21 protein-coding genes and 2 pseudogenes are annotated in these 14,705 nt (G+C 54.2%); 1 reads left to right on the top strand and 22 read right to left on the bottom strand.

The features are described 5' to 3' along the window. A partial coding sequence (locus tag BSG09_RS18715; protein ID WP_277613177.1) for a TFIIB-type zinc ribbon-containing protein occupies positions 1-316 on the bottom strand: 316 nt, incomplete at its 3' end. A gap of 183 nt (positions 317-499) precedes the next feature. After that, complete coding sequence (locus tag BSG09_RS18710) at positions 500-751, bottom strand: HalOD1 output domain-containing protein (RefSeq protein ID WP_008015346.1); 252 nt, start codon at positions 749-751, stop codon at positions 500-502. 121 nt (positions 752-872) lie between these two features. On the opposite strand from BSG09_RS18710, the gene BSG09_RS18705 reads away from it, so the two are divergent. Further along, positions 873-1,133: a hypothetical protein gene (locus tag BSG09_RS18705; protein WP_008015347.1), complete on the top strand. Its 261-nt coding sequence runs from the start codon at positions 873-875 to the stop codon at positions 1,131-1,133. Between the two features lie 87 nt (positions 1,134-1,220). Here BSG09_RS18705 and BSG09_RS21035 read toward each other — a convergent pair whose 3' ends face one another. From BSG09_RS21035 to BSG09_RS18605, 20 genes and pseudogenes are all read right to left on the bottom strand, one after another. Further along, positions 1,221-1,391, bottom strand: a complete 171-nt coding sequence (locus tag BSG09_RS21035) for a hypothetical protein (RefSeq protein WP_008015348.1) — start codon at positions 1,389-1,391, stop codon at positions 1,221-1,223. A 33-nt stretch (positions 1,392-1,424) separates the two neighbouring features. Beyond that, complete coding sequence (locus tag BSG09_RS20455; RefSeq protein ID WP_139246277.1) at positions 1,425-1,823, bottom strand: type II toxin-antitoxin system death-on-curing family toxin; 399 nt, start codon at positions 1,821-1,823, stop codon at positions 1,425-1,427. A 30-nt stretch (positions 1,824-1,853) separates the two neighbouring features. Next, positions 1,854-2,171 (bottom strand): hypothetical protein, encoded by a 318-nt coding sequence (locus tag BSG09_RS18695; protein ID WP_049912075.1) that lies wholly within the window; start codon positions 2,169-2,171, stop codon positions 1,854-1,856. Positions 2,172-2,173: 2 nt separating this feature from the next. Beyond that, positions 2,174-2,530, bottom strand: coding sequence for a hypothetical protein (locus tag BSG09_RS18690; RefSeq protein ID WP_049912076.1), 357 nt, complete (start codon positions 2,528-2,530; stop codon positions 2,174-2,176). A gap of 135 nt (positions 2,531-2,665) precedes the next feature. Then, on the bottom strand, positions 2,666-3,112 hold the full coding sequence (locus BSG09_RS18685) for a hypothetical protein (RefSeq protein WP_092935840.1): 447 nt from the start codon (positions 3,110-3,112) through the stop codon (positions 2,666-2,668). Continuing rightward, a complete protein-coding gene (locus tag BSG09_RS18680) occupies positions 3,105-3,671 on the bottom strand; it encodes a DUF7342 family protein (protein WP_049912077.1) in 567 nt (188 codons plus the stop codon). Before BSG09_RS18680 ends, BSG09_RS18685 begins: the two co-directional genes overlap by 8 nt. Positions 3,672-3,838: 167 nt before the next feature. Further along, a pseudogene (locus BSG09_RS21460) lies at positions 3,839-4,171 on the bottom strand (DUF7558 family protein). Continuing rightward, positions 4,168-4,461, bottom strand: coding sequence for a hypothetical protein (locus tag BSG09_RS18670; RefSeq protein ID WP_092935838.1), 294 nt, complete (start codon positions 4,459-4,461; stop codon positions 4,168-4,170). Before BSG09_RS18670 ends, BSG09_RS21460 begins: the two are co-directional and overlap by 4 nt. 158 nt (positions 4,462-4,619) lie before the next feature. Then, a complete protein-coding gene (locus tag BSG09_RS18665) occupies positions 4,620-5,084 on the bottom strand; it encodes a hypothetical protein (protein ID WP_092935836.1) in 465 nt (154 codons plus the stop codon). Positions 5,085-5,673: 589 nt separating this feature from the next. Beyond that, the gene (locus BSG09_RS18660) at positions 5,674-5,952 is read right to left on the bottom strand and encodes a DUF3006 domain-containing protein (RefSeq protein WP_092935834.1); all 279 of its coding nucleotides are present in this window, start codon (positions 5,950-5,952) and stop codon (positions 5,674-5,676) included. A 5-nt stretch (positions 5,953-5,957) separates the two neighbouring features. After that, positions 5,958-7,406, bottom strand: coding sequence for an MBL fold metallo-hydrolase (locus BSG09_RS21780; protein ID WP_092935832.1), 1,449 nt, complete (start codon positions 7,404-7,406; stop codon positions 5,958-5,960). A 103-nt stretch (positions 7,407-7,509) separates the two neighbouring features. After that, positions 7,510-7,956: a hypothetical protein gene (locus BSG09_RS21775; RefSeq protein ID WP_092935830.1), complete on the bottom strand. Its 447-nt coding sequence runs from the start codon at positions 7,954-7,956 to the stop codon at positions 7,510-7,512. Next, positions 7,957-8,484, bottom strand: a complete 528-nt coding sequence (locus BSG09_RS18645) for a winged helix-turn-helix domain-containing protein (RefSeq protein WP_092935828.1) — start codon at positions 8,482-8,484, stop codon at positions 7,957-7,959. 1,079 nt (positions 8,485-9,563) lie between these two features. After that, positions 9,564-10,760, bottom strand: a complete 1,197-nt coding sequence (locus tag BSG09_RS18640; protein ID WP_092935826.1) for an RNA-guided endonuclease TnpB family protein — start codon at positions 10,758-10,760, stop codon at positions 9,564-9,566. 1 nt (position 10,761) lies between these two features. Further along, positions 10,762-11,154, bottom strand: a complete 393-nt coding sequence (gene tnpA, locus BSG09_RS18635; RefSeq protein ID WP_092935824.1) for an IS200/IS605 family transposase — start codon at positions 11,152-11,154, stop codon at positions 10,762-10,764. A gap of 280 nt (positions 11,155-11,434) precedes the next feature. Continuing rightward, on the bottom strand, positions 11,435-11,707 hold the full coding sequence (locus tag BSG09_RS18630) for a PadR family transcriptional regulator (RefSeq protein WP_092935822.1): 273 nt from the start codon (positions 11,705-11,707) through the stop codon (positions 11,435-11,437). Positions 11,708-11,894: 187 nt separating this feature from the next. Continuing rightward, entirely contained in the window at positions 11,895-12,188 is a 294-nt protein-coding gene (locus BSG09_RS18625; RefSeq protein WP_092935820.1) for a PadR family transcriptional regulator, read from the bottom strand. A gap of 177 nt (positions 12,189-12,365) precedes the next feature. Beyond that, positions 12,366-13,142, bottom strand: a pseudogene (locus BSG09_RS18615) (RNA-guided endonuclease TnpB family protein); the annotation flags it as partial. A 38-nt stretch (positions 13,143-13,180) separates the two neighbouring features. Next, positions 13,181-13,882 (bottom strand): DUF7437 domain-containing protein, encoded by a 702-nt coding sequence (locus BSG09_RS18610; protein WP_130501445.1) that lies wholly within the window; start codon positions 13,880-13,882, stop codon positions 13,181-13,183. Between the two features lie 219 nt (positions 13,883-14,101). After that, positions 14,102-14,548, bottom strand: a complete 447-nt coding sequence (locus tag BSG09_RS18605; protein WP_092935814.1) for a hypothetical protein — start codon at positions 14,546-14,548, stop codon at positions 14,102-14,104. Positions 14,549-14,705 lie beyond the last annotated feature (157 nt).

Below are 14,705 nucleotides of genomic sequence, written 5' to 3'. Positions count from 1 at the left end.
AGCGACCAGCGGCGTCTTTATTTTTCCATCCAATCGTGGTCGTCAAGCCCTTGTCGTGCATTGTTTGGGTTGTCGGTGCACCCACTCGAGATTTGCTGTCCCGTTCTGCCGCGTTGAACGCTCGCCATTCAGGCCCTCGATCGATAGCTTCCTCTTCGAGAACCAACCCACACTCCGCGCAGCTAATCTCACTCTCGTCCGCACTTCTCGTGAGCGCACTTGACTCACATTCAGGACAGGTCTGTTCTCCCCTTTGTTTGGTTGCTTCTTGCCCTGAGTGAGCTTCGTTCTCTTGCCGTCGGTTTAGCCGCTCCATCGATTAGCTAAGTATCAGTACTCTCAAGAGTTAAACGCTGGGTGTGATTTCTGAATTCAACAATCAGTGAATCGCCACGGGCAGCAATTCACGATAGCTTCAAAATGCGAATTCCCACAGTGAACAGTTACGTCTGGTATCCCACTCATCCTCGAGGTCGAAAAAGCGATTATGATATTAATCTTATATTTCGGTTCGATCATCAATTAGGACGTCCACACAGTCTGGCGTCACAGCAATCCGAATGCCTTCAACAGTGAGTCGGACTTCGGTATCATCCGTTGATGAGGCGAGCAGTTGCTCGAGTGCTTCGGGATCCACAGTATCGTAGAGCTGGTAGTCGTCACGATCGAGGCCACACACTTCCAGCGTTTCGATGATTTCAACGACAAGATCAGTTGATGATCCATTCCCCGTTCGCTGTGATCGATCCATTTGAACGCTCGAAGCTTCAGCTTGACGGGTCATAAATGGTTTGGAGTCAACTACAGTTGCGTATCGACTCAATACTTGACTTAGCGCGTGTAGGATAGTGTCGGCGCAAGCAGAGTTGAGTATGCGCTTTGACGCTGACTGGATGTCTCGCGCCGACGATCGAATTTTAGAGCATTTGTCTGACGCTGGACCCGATACGCCCAAAGAGATGGCTGACAGCGGCCGGGTTCGCTTCTCCCGGCAACATATCAATTCCCGCTGCAAGACGCTAGTCACCTACGGCCTTCTTGTCCACTTGGGCAACGGCGTCTACGACATCACTCGTCAGGGAGAGCAGTACCTCGCTGGCGAACTGGATGCTCGCGACCTCGAGGCTGAATGAACCCAGCTGGCGACAACCCTAAATCGAAATTCAGCTAGTCGCGGGTCTTGAACGATTCCGCACACAGATCTCTGGAAGAAGAACTGCTCACTCGTCTTCGAGTGCTGCGTAAATCTCCGCGTGGCGGCGTCCGTCAAGTTTCCCCATCTCGAGGGCGATTTCGTGGCGTTCCTCATCACTCTCGGCCGACTGATATCGCTCGTATAGTCGGCGGGCTTCTTCGTCGACCGTCGCCGAGGAATCGGTGCTGGACGCCATCTCTATATTGAACATACTCATTGTGTCCCTTTATCAGTTGCGACGAGCACACGCTCGGAAGTAAATCACTGCGGTATCGGTGTCGACAGCGGCTTCGTCGGTCGCAAAGCGGTGCAATAAGGCACGAACTTCGTCGCCGTATTCGAATGTGTGTCCGTTTAGCATATAAAAGACGACTACCGTTCGGAGTGCAGTTCGCTTGTTCCCGTCGACAAACGGATGATCTGCAACAAGCAGCCTCATCAGGTGGACTGCCTTCTCATGGATCGTCTGTGGGACCTCCCCGAAAAATCCATCCGAAACGTACTGCAACGCAGATGCAACTGCATCTTCTGATCGAACCCCTGATTCCGTGTTGTCGCCTTCCTCGACAATCTGCTCGTGAAGGTCAAGGACCAAGTCAACAGAGGGATACGCGACGTCGTCAGTCACAGTCTTGGTTTTCTCATGCCTCCCGATAAGCTATTCATTTAGCTCCTCAAGGAACCAGCCGGCCGTCGTCCCAATACGAATGCCGTCGATGTTGCGCATCTCGAGGTCAGTCGTGGCGGTACGGAACGGATAGTGGTCGACGAGGACGCGACGGATAACCGTACGGACGGGTTCTGTCCCGTATCTGTCCACGGCGGTCGCCATCGCCGCGTCGAAATGCGCGTCCTGGTGATCTTCTCGAGGGTTCTGTGCACGCTCAAACACGAGTTCAACTACCTCGTCGACCGATGCGTGATCGGGGTTTCCGGTTCGTTCACGAACGTCGTACAGGGCGTCGCCATCGGACATCGCTATTCAACCGTGGTGTCTCTGTCTGTCTCCGTGGTCGTTGGCTCAAGCCGACGCTGCCGGCGGACCTCGGCAAGAACATCTTTGAGCGTTGCCAAACTGTCGATGGTCGAGAGTTCGTCGGTGATCTCGTTGAGGAGCACGGCTCGCTTGACAACATGGGCCTCTCCCTCGGTTATCTCGATCGAGTCAATGGATACCGACCGTTCTTCATTCCATCCACACGCCCAGCAATTTCGGGTGACGGTGATTTGCTCGTTTTCGTCGGCAGCAAGCAGTGCATCCGCCACTGATGCTGAGAGCGGCTGGTTCGGCCCTACTTCTATCGTGACGGGGCCGCCACACGCAGGACACTCCATACCGATACCGAGTACCGCTGTCGTTTTCAAAATATAGGCTCTGGCTTTATGAGAATCCTGTTTAAGCCCCTAATCGGTGAACGAATGCGCTGGGGTTGAAGGGGACCGTCTTTCAACAGGTATCCCGCTTATCTCTCACTCCCAAAACGCTTCGATTCGATCGTCTAAGTCGCCGAGTACGTCCGAGAGTATATCTCGCCAGTCTTCCTCATACTCCACATCATCCCCTGGTGTCGCTGCATCTGGCGGTGGATGAAAATGTGAGCGAGTATTGTGATCGTTTGGACGGCGGTCCCACCGACACTCCCAGTGGTCTCCAGTGGCGTATTGTTCAGAGTAGTGGATATTGAAATCGTCTGTCTCGTACCAGCGAACCTGAAGATACGCACGCTCGATAGCAGTTGGAAAGTACCCCATGTCGTATTCTGCGACGACTGAACTTGGTGCGTACTCCGGCTGGAAGACGGTCTCTGAAAAGCGATTGCTTCGTTCAAGATGCTGTCCAATTTGTTCGAGAATGTCGGTATCGATGCCACCGACCTCTGGGACAGTATCGTCGTCAGGTGGCCGGCGTTCAGGCATCGACTTTGGCACCGCCACTCGAGGAATGGCCGTTCTGACGCGCTGTATCTAACAGCTCTGCACGTTGTTTGAGCGTTTTCCACTCACTCAGTGCTTCCCACACTTCTTCAACCGACGCTTCCTCGGTGCGATCCATGAGAGACACGTCTTCCGGACTGTCAGCATCGAACTGGGCACGATACTCCTCGATTCGTTTCATCGTCTCTTTGAGCTCTTTGACGATCTCTGCCTCAGAATATTCGTCTCGGATTTGCTCAACTCTGCGCCACTGGAGATACGATTCGTTGCGTTCGTATCTCACAGGTCGTCCCGAGATCTCACGCGTCATTCCCATCGAGGTGAACCATTCAAGATAGTCCCTTGCAGTCTCAGTATCGCAGTCTGCTTGCTCTGCAATTCTGGACACTTTTGTTGGAGTCCGTAACTGTAAAATAACACTGAGCAATCGTTCTCGTGTTGGGCCTCCTTTCAAGACCTCTTCAGGAGAGTCCCATTCGGTAAAATCAGGTGGACTCTCAGTTGAATCACGAATGTCGTCGGGAGTATCAGTCAAGTCCATCAGTGTTCACCTACATCCAGCTAACGATGTGATCGGCCATATATCTACCGCACGCTGAATTATTTCTGCTTCGTTCAGCGAGTTACGTCGCTCTCTGTTCAGAACTATTGACGTATTTTCTTGCTCAACAGGAATTTCCAGCGTGTTCTCACATTCGCATCCAGTACTTATGCAGTCTTCACGACGTGCACCTCGAGATCACGCGTCCAGTAGGTAGCTGGCCCACCGGGACTACATCGCGTACACAGCTGTAGCGAGCCCTCGAGATGGCCGAGTTCGACGCGGAATCGCGTGAGGGCTGCAAGCGCGTCGACGACGAGCCCACAGCCGTCGCAGGCGTGGTGATCGCGCTTATCCGGATCTGGCCGTCTCTGGATAGCACAGTCGACTCAGATCAGGTGACTGACTCGCTCGTCTTTCCCCCAAGTGTATGCAGTGCCAGTTTCCGTTCCGGGTGGCGCCTCACAGAACGAACACCCTGCGAGCGTCTGCTGTGTCACGACTCCTCCTCCGTGACGTCATCTCGAGCAGCCGTCCAGCCTCGATGGAAGACAGCAAGCTGAGTGCTCGAGTAAAAGGCGGTCCCACTTGGCTCGTGGACGAACACCCGCTTGCCAGGGACCGGCGTCACCACACCGTTATCGATGAGTTCCGTAACGAGCTGTCGGGCGGTTGTCTCGCCGAGATCTGCGGTCACGACGCGAGTTGCATCCTGATCACGGGCAACGAGTCTGGCTTCGAACCGGCTGTAATCGTCTGTCGTGTCGTCAATCGGGTTTGGATCAGTCATTGGAAACCACATGGAGACACACCGTTGAGCGCGCCTCATGCCTCATGGCGCCAATAAACTCGCTGCTGGAAGCACAGTCAAGTCGAAGACATTGCGTGATGTGTACTGGAGTCCGTGATTGATATTCAACAGCAGGCTCGAGTACTGACGGCTGGTGATTACTTTTCGCCGGGCTGTCGACCCGTTCGCGGTTGCCACGTCGGCTTCACCCTGAACGTATCTGGCTCCTCAACAGGATGGGTATGACTCTGATTCGTCGCCAGTGACGCGGGTCGTTCGAGGCGATTGATCAGTTCATCACGTACGTCCTGCCGAGACATCGTCTGCTCGTGCCAGCCGAGCCGTTCGTCGTAATGGCGTTTCTTGAATCGCTCACCAACCGTATCGGCAGCAATGTACTGTGTCAGTTTAACCCCCCAGACGTTCGACGATCGATACTCGGCACCGACGTCTGCATGTGTGAGTTCGACGAGAACACACTCGACGAACGAAATGAGTGACTCCCGACTTCGGTCGTTTGGAACGCGTAACTCAAGGCCAGACCAGGGTTGCTTGGAGGGGTGCCGGTGAGTTGGTGTCCGATCAATTCCACGGTCTCGTGGGTGCTGTCGCTCAGTAGTCATTCGCTATCTCGGGGCAGTTCGATCGCCCCGCACCCATCTCGGGGCGAAAAAATACTCCGGAGGGGTCGTTTTAGAATACGTAGCTCTGTTGAAACCGGGTTCTTTAGCTGTTTATTCCCGTGGAATCACTGCGCACTACAGGTGCGAACTTAATGGGCGTAGAATCGATAAATACGATAAATTTCACGGACGCTAAGAACGAGTATGCTGCTGCCGAGAGTGAATCCTAAGATAATCAATAGAATGCTGGTCCTATTGAAAGATGACGCGGCTATCAGGAGTCCAACAACAGATAAAAAGGTATAAAATACGATAGTCGCCGCTACCCGGAAATACTCTTTAATACACTTTTGATCACTTTGCGAACGTGATCTGTATCCTCGGTATCATTATTTATACTATGGTATAGTATTGAGTACGGTAAAAGATAGTGGATCTATACGAAGCGATATGTGCTTTCCCTGTACTGAGCGTTTGACAATCCACGATTCTCCTCTTATCAGACTATCAGACGGAACTTCGAAACAGAACCAAGTGTCCACTACAGACTTTTCCTCGAGAGTCACTCTTCATCACCGCCAGCGTCGACTCACTCCTCGCGATCGGACAATTTCTCCGATAACCGATCCAGTTTCTCCTGCGCGGACTCACGGCGGTCTCGGGTCGCGTCCGGTCGGTATTCCATCGACGTGATGTCACCATCCTCAAGCATCACCGAAAGCACGCCACCGTCTGTTTGAGCGGGCTCAGGCAATCGACCCACAGGGACATCGACTTGCTCGATCACCTGCCCGTTCTCCTCAAGCAAGATGACAGCAATCTCACCGTCCTCAATTCGATCGACAACGCCAGTGTAAGTCCCATCCATCGTTCTCACCCCATAGCAGGAGCGACAGCTCCATCAATTCCACTGGCGACCAGCGGAGGTGATATCAGGGAATTCGTCTCATCGTCGGAATCAGGTGTATCCGCGAGGATATCCTCTGGGTCCGTCGAGAACAACTCTTCCGTCTCAACCTCGATCGACGTGCCATCGGTGCGAACCACAATATCGCCATGGACTCCCGTCCAGTACGTTTCGATCTCTCGAGCGGCAAACCGTTCGAGCACCTCGTCACTCGGATGTCCGTACTGTGAGTCGTAGGCACTCGAGATGATAGCCGTCTCCGGATCGATGGCGTCTACGAAGGCGTCACTCGAGGAGGTCGATGACCCGTGATGGCCAGCCTTGTAGACATCGCTCTCGAGATCGTTTTCCCACTCGTCGACCAAGCGCTGCTCAACGCCAGTATCGACATCACCGGGTGCCAAATACTGGAAGTCACCAAACTCGAGCGCCAGTACCACACTGTTATCGTTAACGTCACTCCCAGCGTCCCCAGCAGGCGGGTTCATCACCTGGGCAGAGACATCGCCCTCAAGCGGTAGCTCATCGCCGCTTTCGACGATGAGCAGCTCGACGTCGTACTCGTCGACGGTATCGAGGTAGTTCCCATAGGTCGCAGAATCCGATGGGACACCCGAATCGTATGCGGTTCCAATACCCTCCCCAGTCGTCTCGAAGTGCTCGATCACAGCAGCGTGACCACCGATGTGGTCGGCATCAGCGTGTGTCGCGACGAGATGGTCGATCCGATCGATCCCCTGGGCCTCGAGATAGGCGATGACCTCACTGCCGTCCTCTCGCCAGTCGCCAGTATCGATCAGGATCGTCTCATTGGCTGGCGTGACGATGAGAGTCGAATCGCCTTGTCCAACGTCGATGTGGTGAATCTCGAGTTCTCCCTCGATAGTGCTCCCGTCGAGTTCATCGCTCTCGTCACCGTTATCGCCCTCTACATCGCCGTCCGACTCAGACTCAGCGAGATCGATATCGCCGTAAGCGTGCTCGAGTACGACCTGATCGTTGTCATCGACGAGCCGAACCACGTCGCCGTCGTCCCGCCAGATATTCACGTTGTATCCCCAATACAGCTCGTTGTCCGTCGGATCGCCTTCACCGGTCGTTATCTTCACCGTCTCCCCAGACTCCAAGACGAACTCACTTGGAAACGAAAACGGAGAGAGGCCGCCATCGACCTGTCCACCCTCTCGGTCTCGGAGTTCAAACCCAGACAAATCAACGGATTCATCGGCGGTATTCTCGAGGACTACGTACTCCTCGTCGGGCGACACCTCTTTGACGTTCATGTCAACAACCTCGAGAGCGTTCCCAACGGTCTGGGAATCGTCAATCGCATTCTCGGGGCTCCCAATGTCGCTCGCACATCCCGCAAGAACGACGAGGAGCGCCACAGAAACCACGAGGATCGCTCGGTTCATACACGGGTCATCTCAAGAGAAGCGTTTGAGTGTTCCGTCCAGTGGAAGAACCCCGCTGACATCCTCGCAAATACTATATGTGAGAGGACAGCGAGACGCACCTTCACTGAGACCAAAGAGTCTCAAGACGCTGCTCGATCGCAGTAAGCACCGTCGAGTACACCTCGAGGGGGTGGAGCGACGGGAGTTCAAGATCAGTGATGTCGTTCGCAGCCGGTGGCTGGTGAAAGTGCAACCGGGCATTGTGCGTGTTTGGATGCCGATCCCAACGACATTCCCACCGGCTCCCATCGTTGTGATCTTCAACATAATGAAATGTGAAATCCTCAGTCGTGAACCACCGAATGTCGAGCCGGGCTGCTGAGACTGATTCTGGATATCGCTCCATATCAAGGAACGCCTTGAGGAGTCGCGGCTCGTAGAAATCTGGATCGAATGCTGTCTCGGCGACGAGTGAATCCGATGTGAGATGTCGCTCGAGCAATCGCAACGTCTGGCGATCCGGTGGCCCTGTCGAGTCAGGGGCCGAATCCGATGGTGGCCGACTCATTCAGGCAGGAATCAGATGCCCATCGTTCTGGGAGAGCTGTCGAGCAAGTTCGTACAGTCGAATCTCTCGAATGATTCCTTGCCACTCACTGATCGCAGTCATCCGTTCATGAACCATCTCGTGGTCGTCATGCTCAACAACCGAGACCGCTGTCGGGTCAGTGGTTCCGAACTGCTCCTCGTACTCTGTGAGCTGTTCTTCGAGTGCTGCCACGCGGTCGATTATCTCGTCGATGGAGAGTTCATCTGCAATTTGGCTAGCCTCCTGCCACTCGAGATACCCATCATTCCGTTCGTACTGCGCAGGGCGACTATCATGGTCTGTTCGAACGATACCCATCTCGGTCAGACGCTCGAGATGCTTTTTGGCGGCGTTCGGAGAGCAATCGGCAAGCTCTGCAATCTCAGTGTACGCGGTGGGCGATGTCACTCCAAGGGCAACATCGTAGACACGACCAAACGTGTCCGTACCCTCTTGCCACCGCCGTTGAGCAGCATCAGATTCAGGTGCCGGATCGAACTCAGACATATCTAACTGTACGCGGCCATGCTCAATATATGTTCGTATTTTTCAGATATGTGTGAGAAGAGACCCGATCTGCATAGGGCTCACACCGAGAGAACAGGCTGCTAATTGTAAAACCACAGTAATCAGAACACGTCATAAAAAGCCCCGCAGACAATTTATTTCAACCCGCTTTGATTGAACCAGCCGGTAAGTAGATGTTCTTATTGAGCGACCACTTTGAGGCACATCAGGTGTACTCTGACCGCTGGCCGACCCAAAACCCGAATAGCATTACAAGTAGTAGACTGGCTACGATACCCCAAAATACGGAACTTGTGAATAGTCTGAGAGAGAGCATTTCAGGGTAGAGAACAGCCATCCAAAGTGGAATCCCAATCAATAGCCCTGTCGTAGCTGCGAGCATGAATTTAGGATAAGAATTCATTCCTGTTTCCAATTTATATTTATTCACCTATATATTTATTCGCTGTACTTATCGCTCGTCGGGTAATCACAGAGTGGGTATGCGAAACGTTCTATGAATCCTCTGACACTCTCAAAAAAAAGTTACCCACAGAACTCTTTCCTAATATCATTTGAACGAAGGTATAGACACTACCGATTATGATGGCAAGTGCCCATAGGTACATCAGTATCTCTAAGAGGCCCATATGACAAATATATCACTGGTCTTTAAAAAATCTATGCGTGATTGTTGGCGGCTAGCGAGAAAATTGATAAGTTACCGACAGCTTCTTTGCCTGTACTAACCGGTAACTACGTGTGCGTACTGATCAGGTGAGAAGACGATTTCAAGTTGCTTTATTGATATATGTCTCGTTGATCAGCGCATGGTAGTCAGCTTGGCCGCGTACGTGTACGCATCGATACGGACGCCCGAACACAAATTTCAGGGATGGTTCGCTTTCGTACTGTTCCTCGCTGATGCCTCCGTTGCAGGTGCGATTGCATCATCTTCCCCGCTGGTGTGACATCCTCCGCGCCGTGAACGGCGCGGCTTCCCTGCAGGGGAATACCGGCTAACTACCGGCAGTGGGTTCCGACCCGACCTCTCCGAGCGTCATCTGCTGTGGTTGGCTCTACTCGGAGGGGGTCGTGGCGCTGTCACAGGCGCTCCCATCCCGTGAGATGTCATCGCCCGCCGGTTTCAGCGGCAGGCTCTCACCCCACGGGTCGTGGCGGTCAGCGATGTTGACCGCTGCGTTGATGTCTGCGTGGTACTCTGTGATCCAACACTCGTCGTTCTGGCACCGGAACTCGTCGCCGTTCCGGTGCCCGATGTAACCGCACTCGTGACACGTCTGACTCGTGTACTCCGGTCGAATGTAGCTAACCGGAAGTCCAGCCTCTCGTGCTTTGTCCTCGATGCGCTGTTGGAGTCGAGCGAACGCCCATGCGTGGAGGCGTCGGTTCATCCACTCACCGTAATCAAGGTCTTCGCGGATGTAGCTCAAGTCTTCCAGCACGAGGACTGGCTTCTCGAACCCGCAGGCGTACTCAACGGCACGTCGAGACGCCTTTTCGATGATGTCAGTGAGTGCGTTCTGGTAGTGGTCGAATCGTTCGTCAATCCGCCACTCTGCGGCGTCACGCTCTTGCAGTCGCTTGAGCGTCGTGAACATCTCTTTGCGAAGGTGACGAGCGCGACCACCGTTGATGAGCAGTGGGTGAGTCGGAGTGCCCTGCTCGCAGGCACAGCCCGCGAGCAGGTGGGCTTCACCAATATCGAATCCCACTGGTGTTACGTCGTCGTCGGTTGGTTCGTAGTCCGGTTCTTTGACCGGGAACTCGACAGTGACGTGGAGCGTCCACGACGTGCGGTGGCGTTGCAGTCGGAGCTGGCCCGCCGAAGCGTCCCCATGTACCAGGTCGTGCCACAGACCTTCTTGGGCGGGATTAATACGAAGCGGTATCCAGAAATTCGTCCCACGACCGGGTTGTGGTGCCCACCACGTGAACTCGTAGTCACGCGCCGGGGAGTGGTCGAACTCGGCGGCTTGGTTGGTGAGCCGAACCGGGTGGTTGTCGTCTAACTCCTGTGCGTCGTAGGTGTCATGAAGTTGTGGAACGTAGTTGCACAGCGCTGCTTTCGCCTGATACGGCAGGTCGTAAGGCGTCACCACGTCGCTGGTTGCACTCATCGTGTCACACCCGGCGTCGAACGCCTCATGTAGTCCCTCACGGTAGATTTCGAGGAGGTCACACAGTTTCCGCTCTTTGTGTGCTGTCGGCGGAGCGAGCGTGGCTTCCAGCGTTTTCGTGGTTGTCGCGGTCATGCTACTGGTCGTCCACGTAGTCCATTAGCACGTCGATGCTCACTTGGCCGGTCGTGGCGAGGAAGTACCCGGGTTGCCAGAACGCATCTTCGAGCGTCTGTGTCACTTCGGGAAACTCCGACCGAATCCGGCGGGACGTGACACCTTTGAGCGAGTTGATGAACTTCGTGAGGTCTGTGGTTGGTTTGGTCCGAAACAGGATGTGAACGTGGTCGGTTCCGCCGTCCACGTTCTTGATGTCAGCCTCGAAGTCATCTGCAATGTCGTGGGCGATTTCAGCGACACGCTCAAGCCGCTCATCCGTGAGAATATCGGCACGGTACTTCGTGACGGTCACGAAGTGATACTGGAGCGCGTATACTGTGTGCGACCCGGTTTGCAGATGATCCTCCATTTGGCCTCTCCAGATACGAGACACCCAAGACGGATAATTCTTGTGACGTGGGGTATTCAGAAGGGAGAAACCGAGTGGGCTGTTGCCCAGAGCTTACGCGATTCACTCCCGCCCTGTTCGCTCCTCGGTTCCGACAGTACGTCGGAACACTCGTCACTCTCCGGAAGGGCGGGATTCTCTCGCTGTATTAAGATAGCTGTCGGTAGCAACGCTCAGTACCGTCACTGTACTTACCGATTCGGGAGGGCAAAGCAAGAATCCAAATCGCTTCCGATTTCGATTAGTCGGTGTACTGGGATTCCCACTCATAACGATCCTCGATCGCTTGCTCTCCCTCGTCTGTAATTGCGTAGTAGTTTGTGCGCCTGTCGAGTTGTCCTTTCTCGACGAGTTCCTTATTCACGACCGTATCGAGATTCGGGTATAGCCGACCATGATTGATCTCTGAACTGTAGTACTGCTCGATCTCGTCTTTGACATCCTGTCCAGATGGCTGGTCAGCGCCCGCGATCACGTACAGCAGGTCTCGTTGGAATCCTGTGAGGTCGTCCATGGCCCAGCCATTCAGGCGAGATGATATTTGTTATTCTATACGTACGTAGATGTAAGCTGATCCAACTAGTCGGTTCTTTATATTACTAGCCGACTCTCTTTCCGTTCACGACATCCTGAGACAGTGATCGGAATGGAACGACATTCGAGGAGCCGACTCAGTATGCACGCTCAGGGTCGTAACCGTCTCACTCCGAACTCGAGAGTAACTCACCGACGTACTGCTCTTCCCACTCTCGCCGGGCCTCGAGTTCGCGTCGGCCACGCGCTGTAATCGTGTAGGAGTTCGTCCGACGATCGACCTTGCCTTTCTCGACGAGCCCTTTGTCGACGACCTCGTCGAGATTCGGATACAGTCGCCCGTGGTGGATCTCGTTCTCATAGTACTCCTCGAGTTCATCTTGGACCGCGAGGCCATGTGGCTCGTCTTGGCCGGCGATCACGTATAAGATGTCACGCTGGAATTTGGTGAGATCGTACATGTTTGAATGTATGTATATGTATTGAGTGATGAAGCTTCCGAGATTAGGAGGTAGTACAGAACGCACGAGACGACTGGATCGACGCAGATTAATCGCATCGAGTCGCCTGGGTCATCGCCAATGATGTCCGCTAATCCGTGAACCGCCTCGGGGTCAAGCCCCGAGGCTTCCCGTGGGTTAGTCGGACACTCCCATCCGACCATCGGCCTGATAGCCTCGAACGGTTGGATGGGTCACGGTCGGGGCGTCCACGGCCCCCGATGCCTGCCGTCGTCGTCCGAAAATCTTCGATTTTCGTGATCACGAAAGACTCCGTCTTTCGAACGACACCTTCCGAACAACGGGAAGGCTGTTGAGAGCAGGCACATTCCAATTGAGTTTCTTCACGCCTTTTACGGCGATATTGACACTTGCACCACGGTCGCTGTGGTCTTGGTGCCCACAGTCCCGACACTTGAACCGCTTTTTATAACGGTTCGCTCGCTCCGTGTGTCCGCATATCGAACACCGCTGACTGGTGTACTTGGGGTTAATCCATGCAGACGGAATCCCCTCGAACGACGCTTTGTACGACGTGTAGTATTGGAGGGCGCGGAACGGGAGGTGGTGCAAGCGTCGGTTCATCCGGGTACCGTAGTCGATACTGTCGCGCATCTCTTTGAGGTCTTCAAAGACGATGCACGGCTTCTCGAACTGACGGCTCCACTCCACAGTATGTCGAGACACTTTGTGGAGCCGGTCGCGAACGAACCGCTCCTCACGCCCTTCCAGCGTGTCGTGGATACTACCTTTCCCCGCGTTCTGTACTCGCTTTCGCATCGTGAAGTAGCGGTGACGCTCGAACTTGATTTCGGGGAAGTCGATGACAAGCGTGTCCTCAACGCCATCCTCAGAGAGCGCGGTCAGAGCCACGTTGTCCTCGTTCACGTCCACACCAACGACTGTTCGTCCTTCTCAGCCGATAGTAGATTTGCATGGCCCATCGAACAGACTCACTCGTGCGGCTCTGACTTCGCTGGGGCACCATCTGCACCGTCGAGATCAGGAAGTTCCATCTGGTCGGCGACATCGGGAAACAGATACTCGAAGAACGGGTCGTGTTCTCTCCCAACAGCGAGTGCAGGCTGGAGCGCATAGATGATCATCATCGCCTCTGTCTCCCGAACATCGATATCGGTGGCGACCATCCGCTGGGTCGTCTTCCCCGCGAAATGGAGCCCTGCACCCCTTAGTGCAGCGATGAGTTTTCCAGTTCCGTAACGGTCCAAGAAGTAGTCGATATCGTCGTCAACCTCCTGGAGTGCAAGCGCATGCAGGACTGTTGGTGTGATCACGATCGGCGCGTACTGCTCGACAATGATGAGGGGCTCAGCAGTCAACTGCTGCGGACGCGTCGATTCATCTCGATCAACGAGCCCAACGTCAACCAGCTGATCGACGTATTCGTACGTCGTCGATTTTGAGAGCTCGAGGGCGTCCATGATCTCTGGCGGTGAAACGGGCCCCCAGTAGCAGACATACACGTAAACACGAGCGAGTGCTGGCTGGTTGAGGAGTTGCATCACTATCTCGAGCTTCGGCGCATTCTGGGCCAGCGCCTTTGGCTCGAGCGTTTCCTCATCCAGAATGTCTGTTGGTGGTGGATCTAATGCATCGATCCCGCCGTCAGGACGAATTCGATCGTCAGCAGTCATAGTCACTTGTTCGAAGTCCATGGACTTCAGACTTCCGGCGACTATTTGGCAGCACCACAGACTCTTTCAACGAACAGTCATTCCACTCTGTCAGTCACGATCAAAAGGCGGCGTTGGGTCACCCGGTGCTTCCAAACAGTGGTTCGAATCCAACGCCGCTGATAGAAAATATAGATAGTCTCACAAAGATGTACTGATATGAGTGAGATGCGGTCAGATTTACTCCCAAAACGCTTCGATTCGATCGTCTAAGTCGCCAAGTACGTCCGAGAGTATATCTCGCCAGTCTTCCTCATACTCTACATCATCCCCTGGTGTCGCTGCATCTGGAGGCGGATGAAAATGTGAGCGAGTATTGTGATCATTTGGATGGCGGTCCCACCGACACTCCCAGCGGTCTCCGGTGTCGTATTGTTCAGAGTAGTGGATGTTGAAATCGTCTGTCTCGTACCAGCGAACCTGAAGATACGCACGCTCGATAGCAGTTGGAAAGTACCCCATGTCGTATTCAGCGACGACTGAACTTGGTGCGTACTCCGGCTGAAAGACGGTCTCTGAAAAGCGATTGGTTCGTTCAAGATGCTGCCCAATTTGTTCGAGAATGTCGGTATCGATGCCACCGACCTCTGGGACAGTATCGTCGTCAACTGGCCGGCGTTCAGGCATCGACTTTGGCACCGCCACTCGAGGGATGGTCGTTCTGACGTGCTGTATCTAACAGCTCTGCGCGTTGTTTGAGCGTTTTCCACTCACTCAGTGCTTCCCACACTTCTTCGACCGACGCTTCCTCGGTGCGATCCATGAGAGACACGTCTTCCGGACT

Origin of the sequence: Natrinema hispanicum (assembly GCF_900111485.1) — an archaeon.
Classification (GTDB): domain Archaea; phylum Halobacteriota; class Halobacteria; order Halobacteriales; family Natrialbaceae; genus Natrinema; species Natrinema hispanicum_A.
Note: the sequence above shows the minus strand (reverse complement) of the source record. Positions and strands in the feature narration are given on the sequence as shown.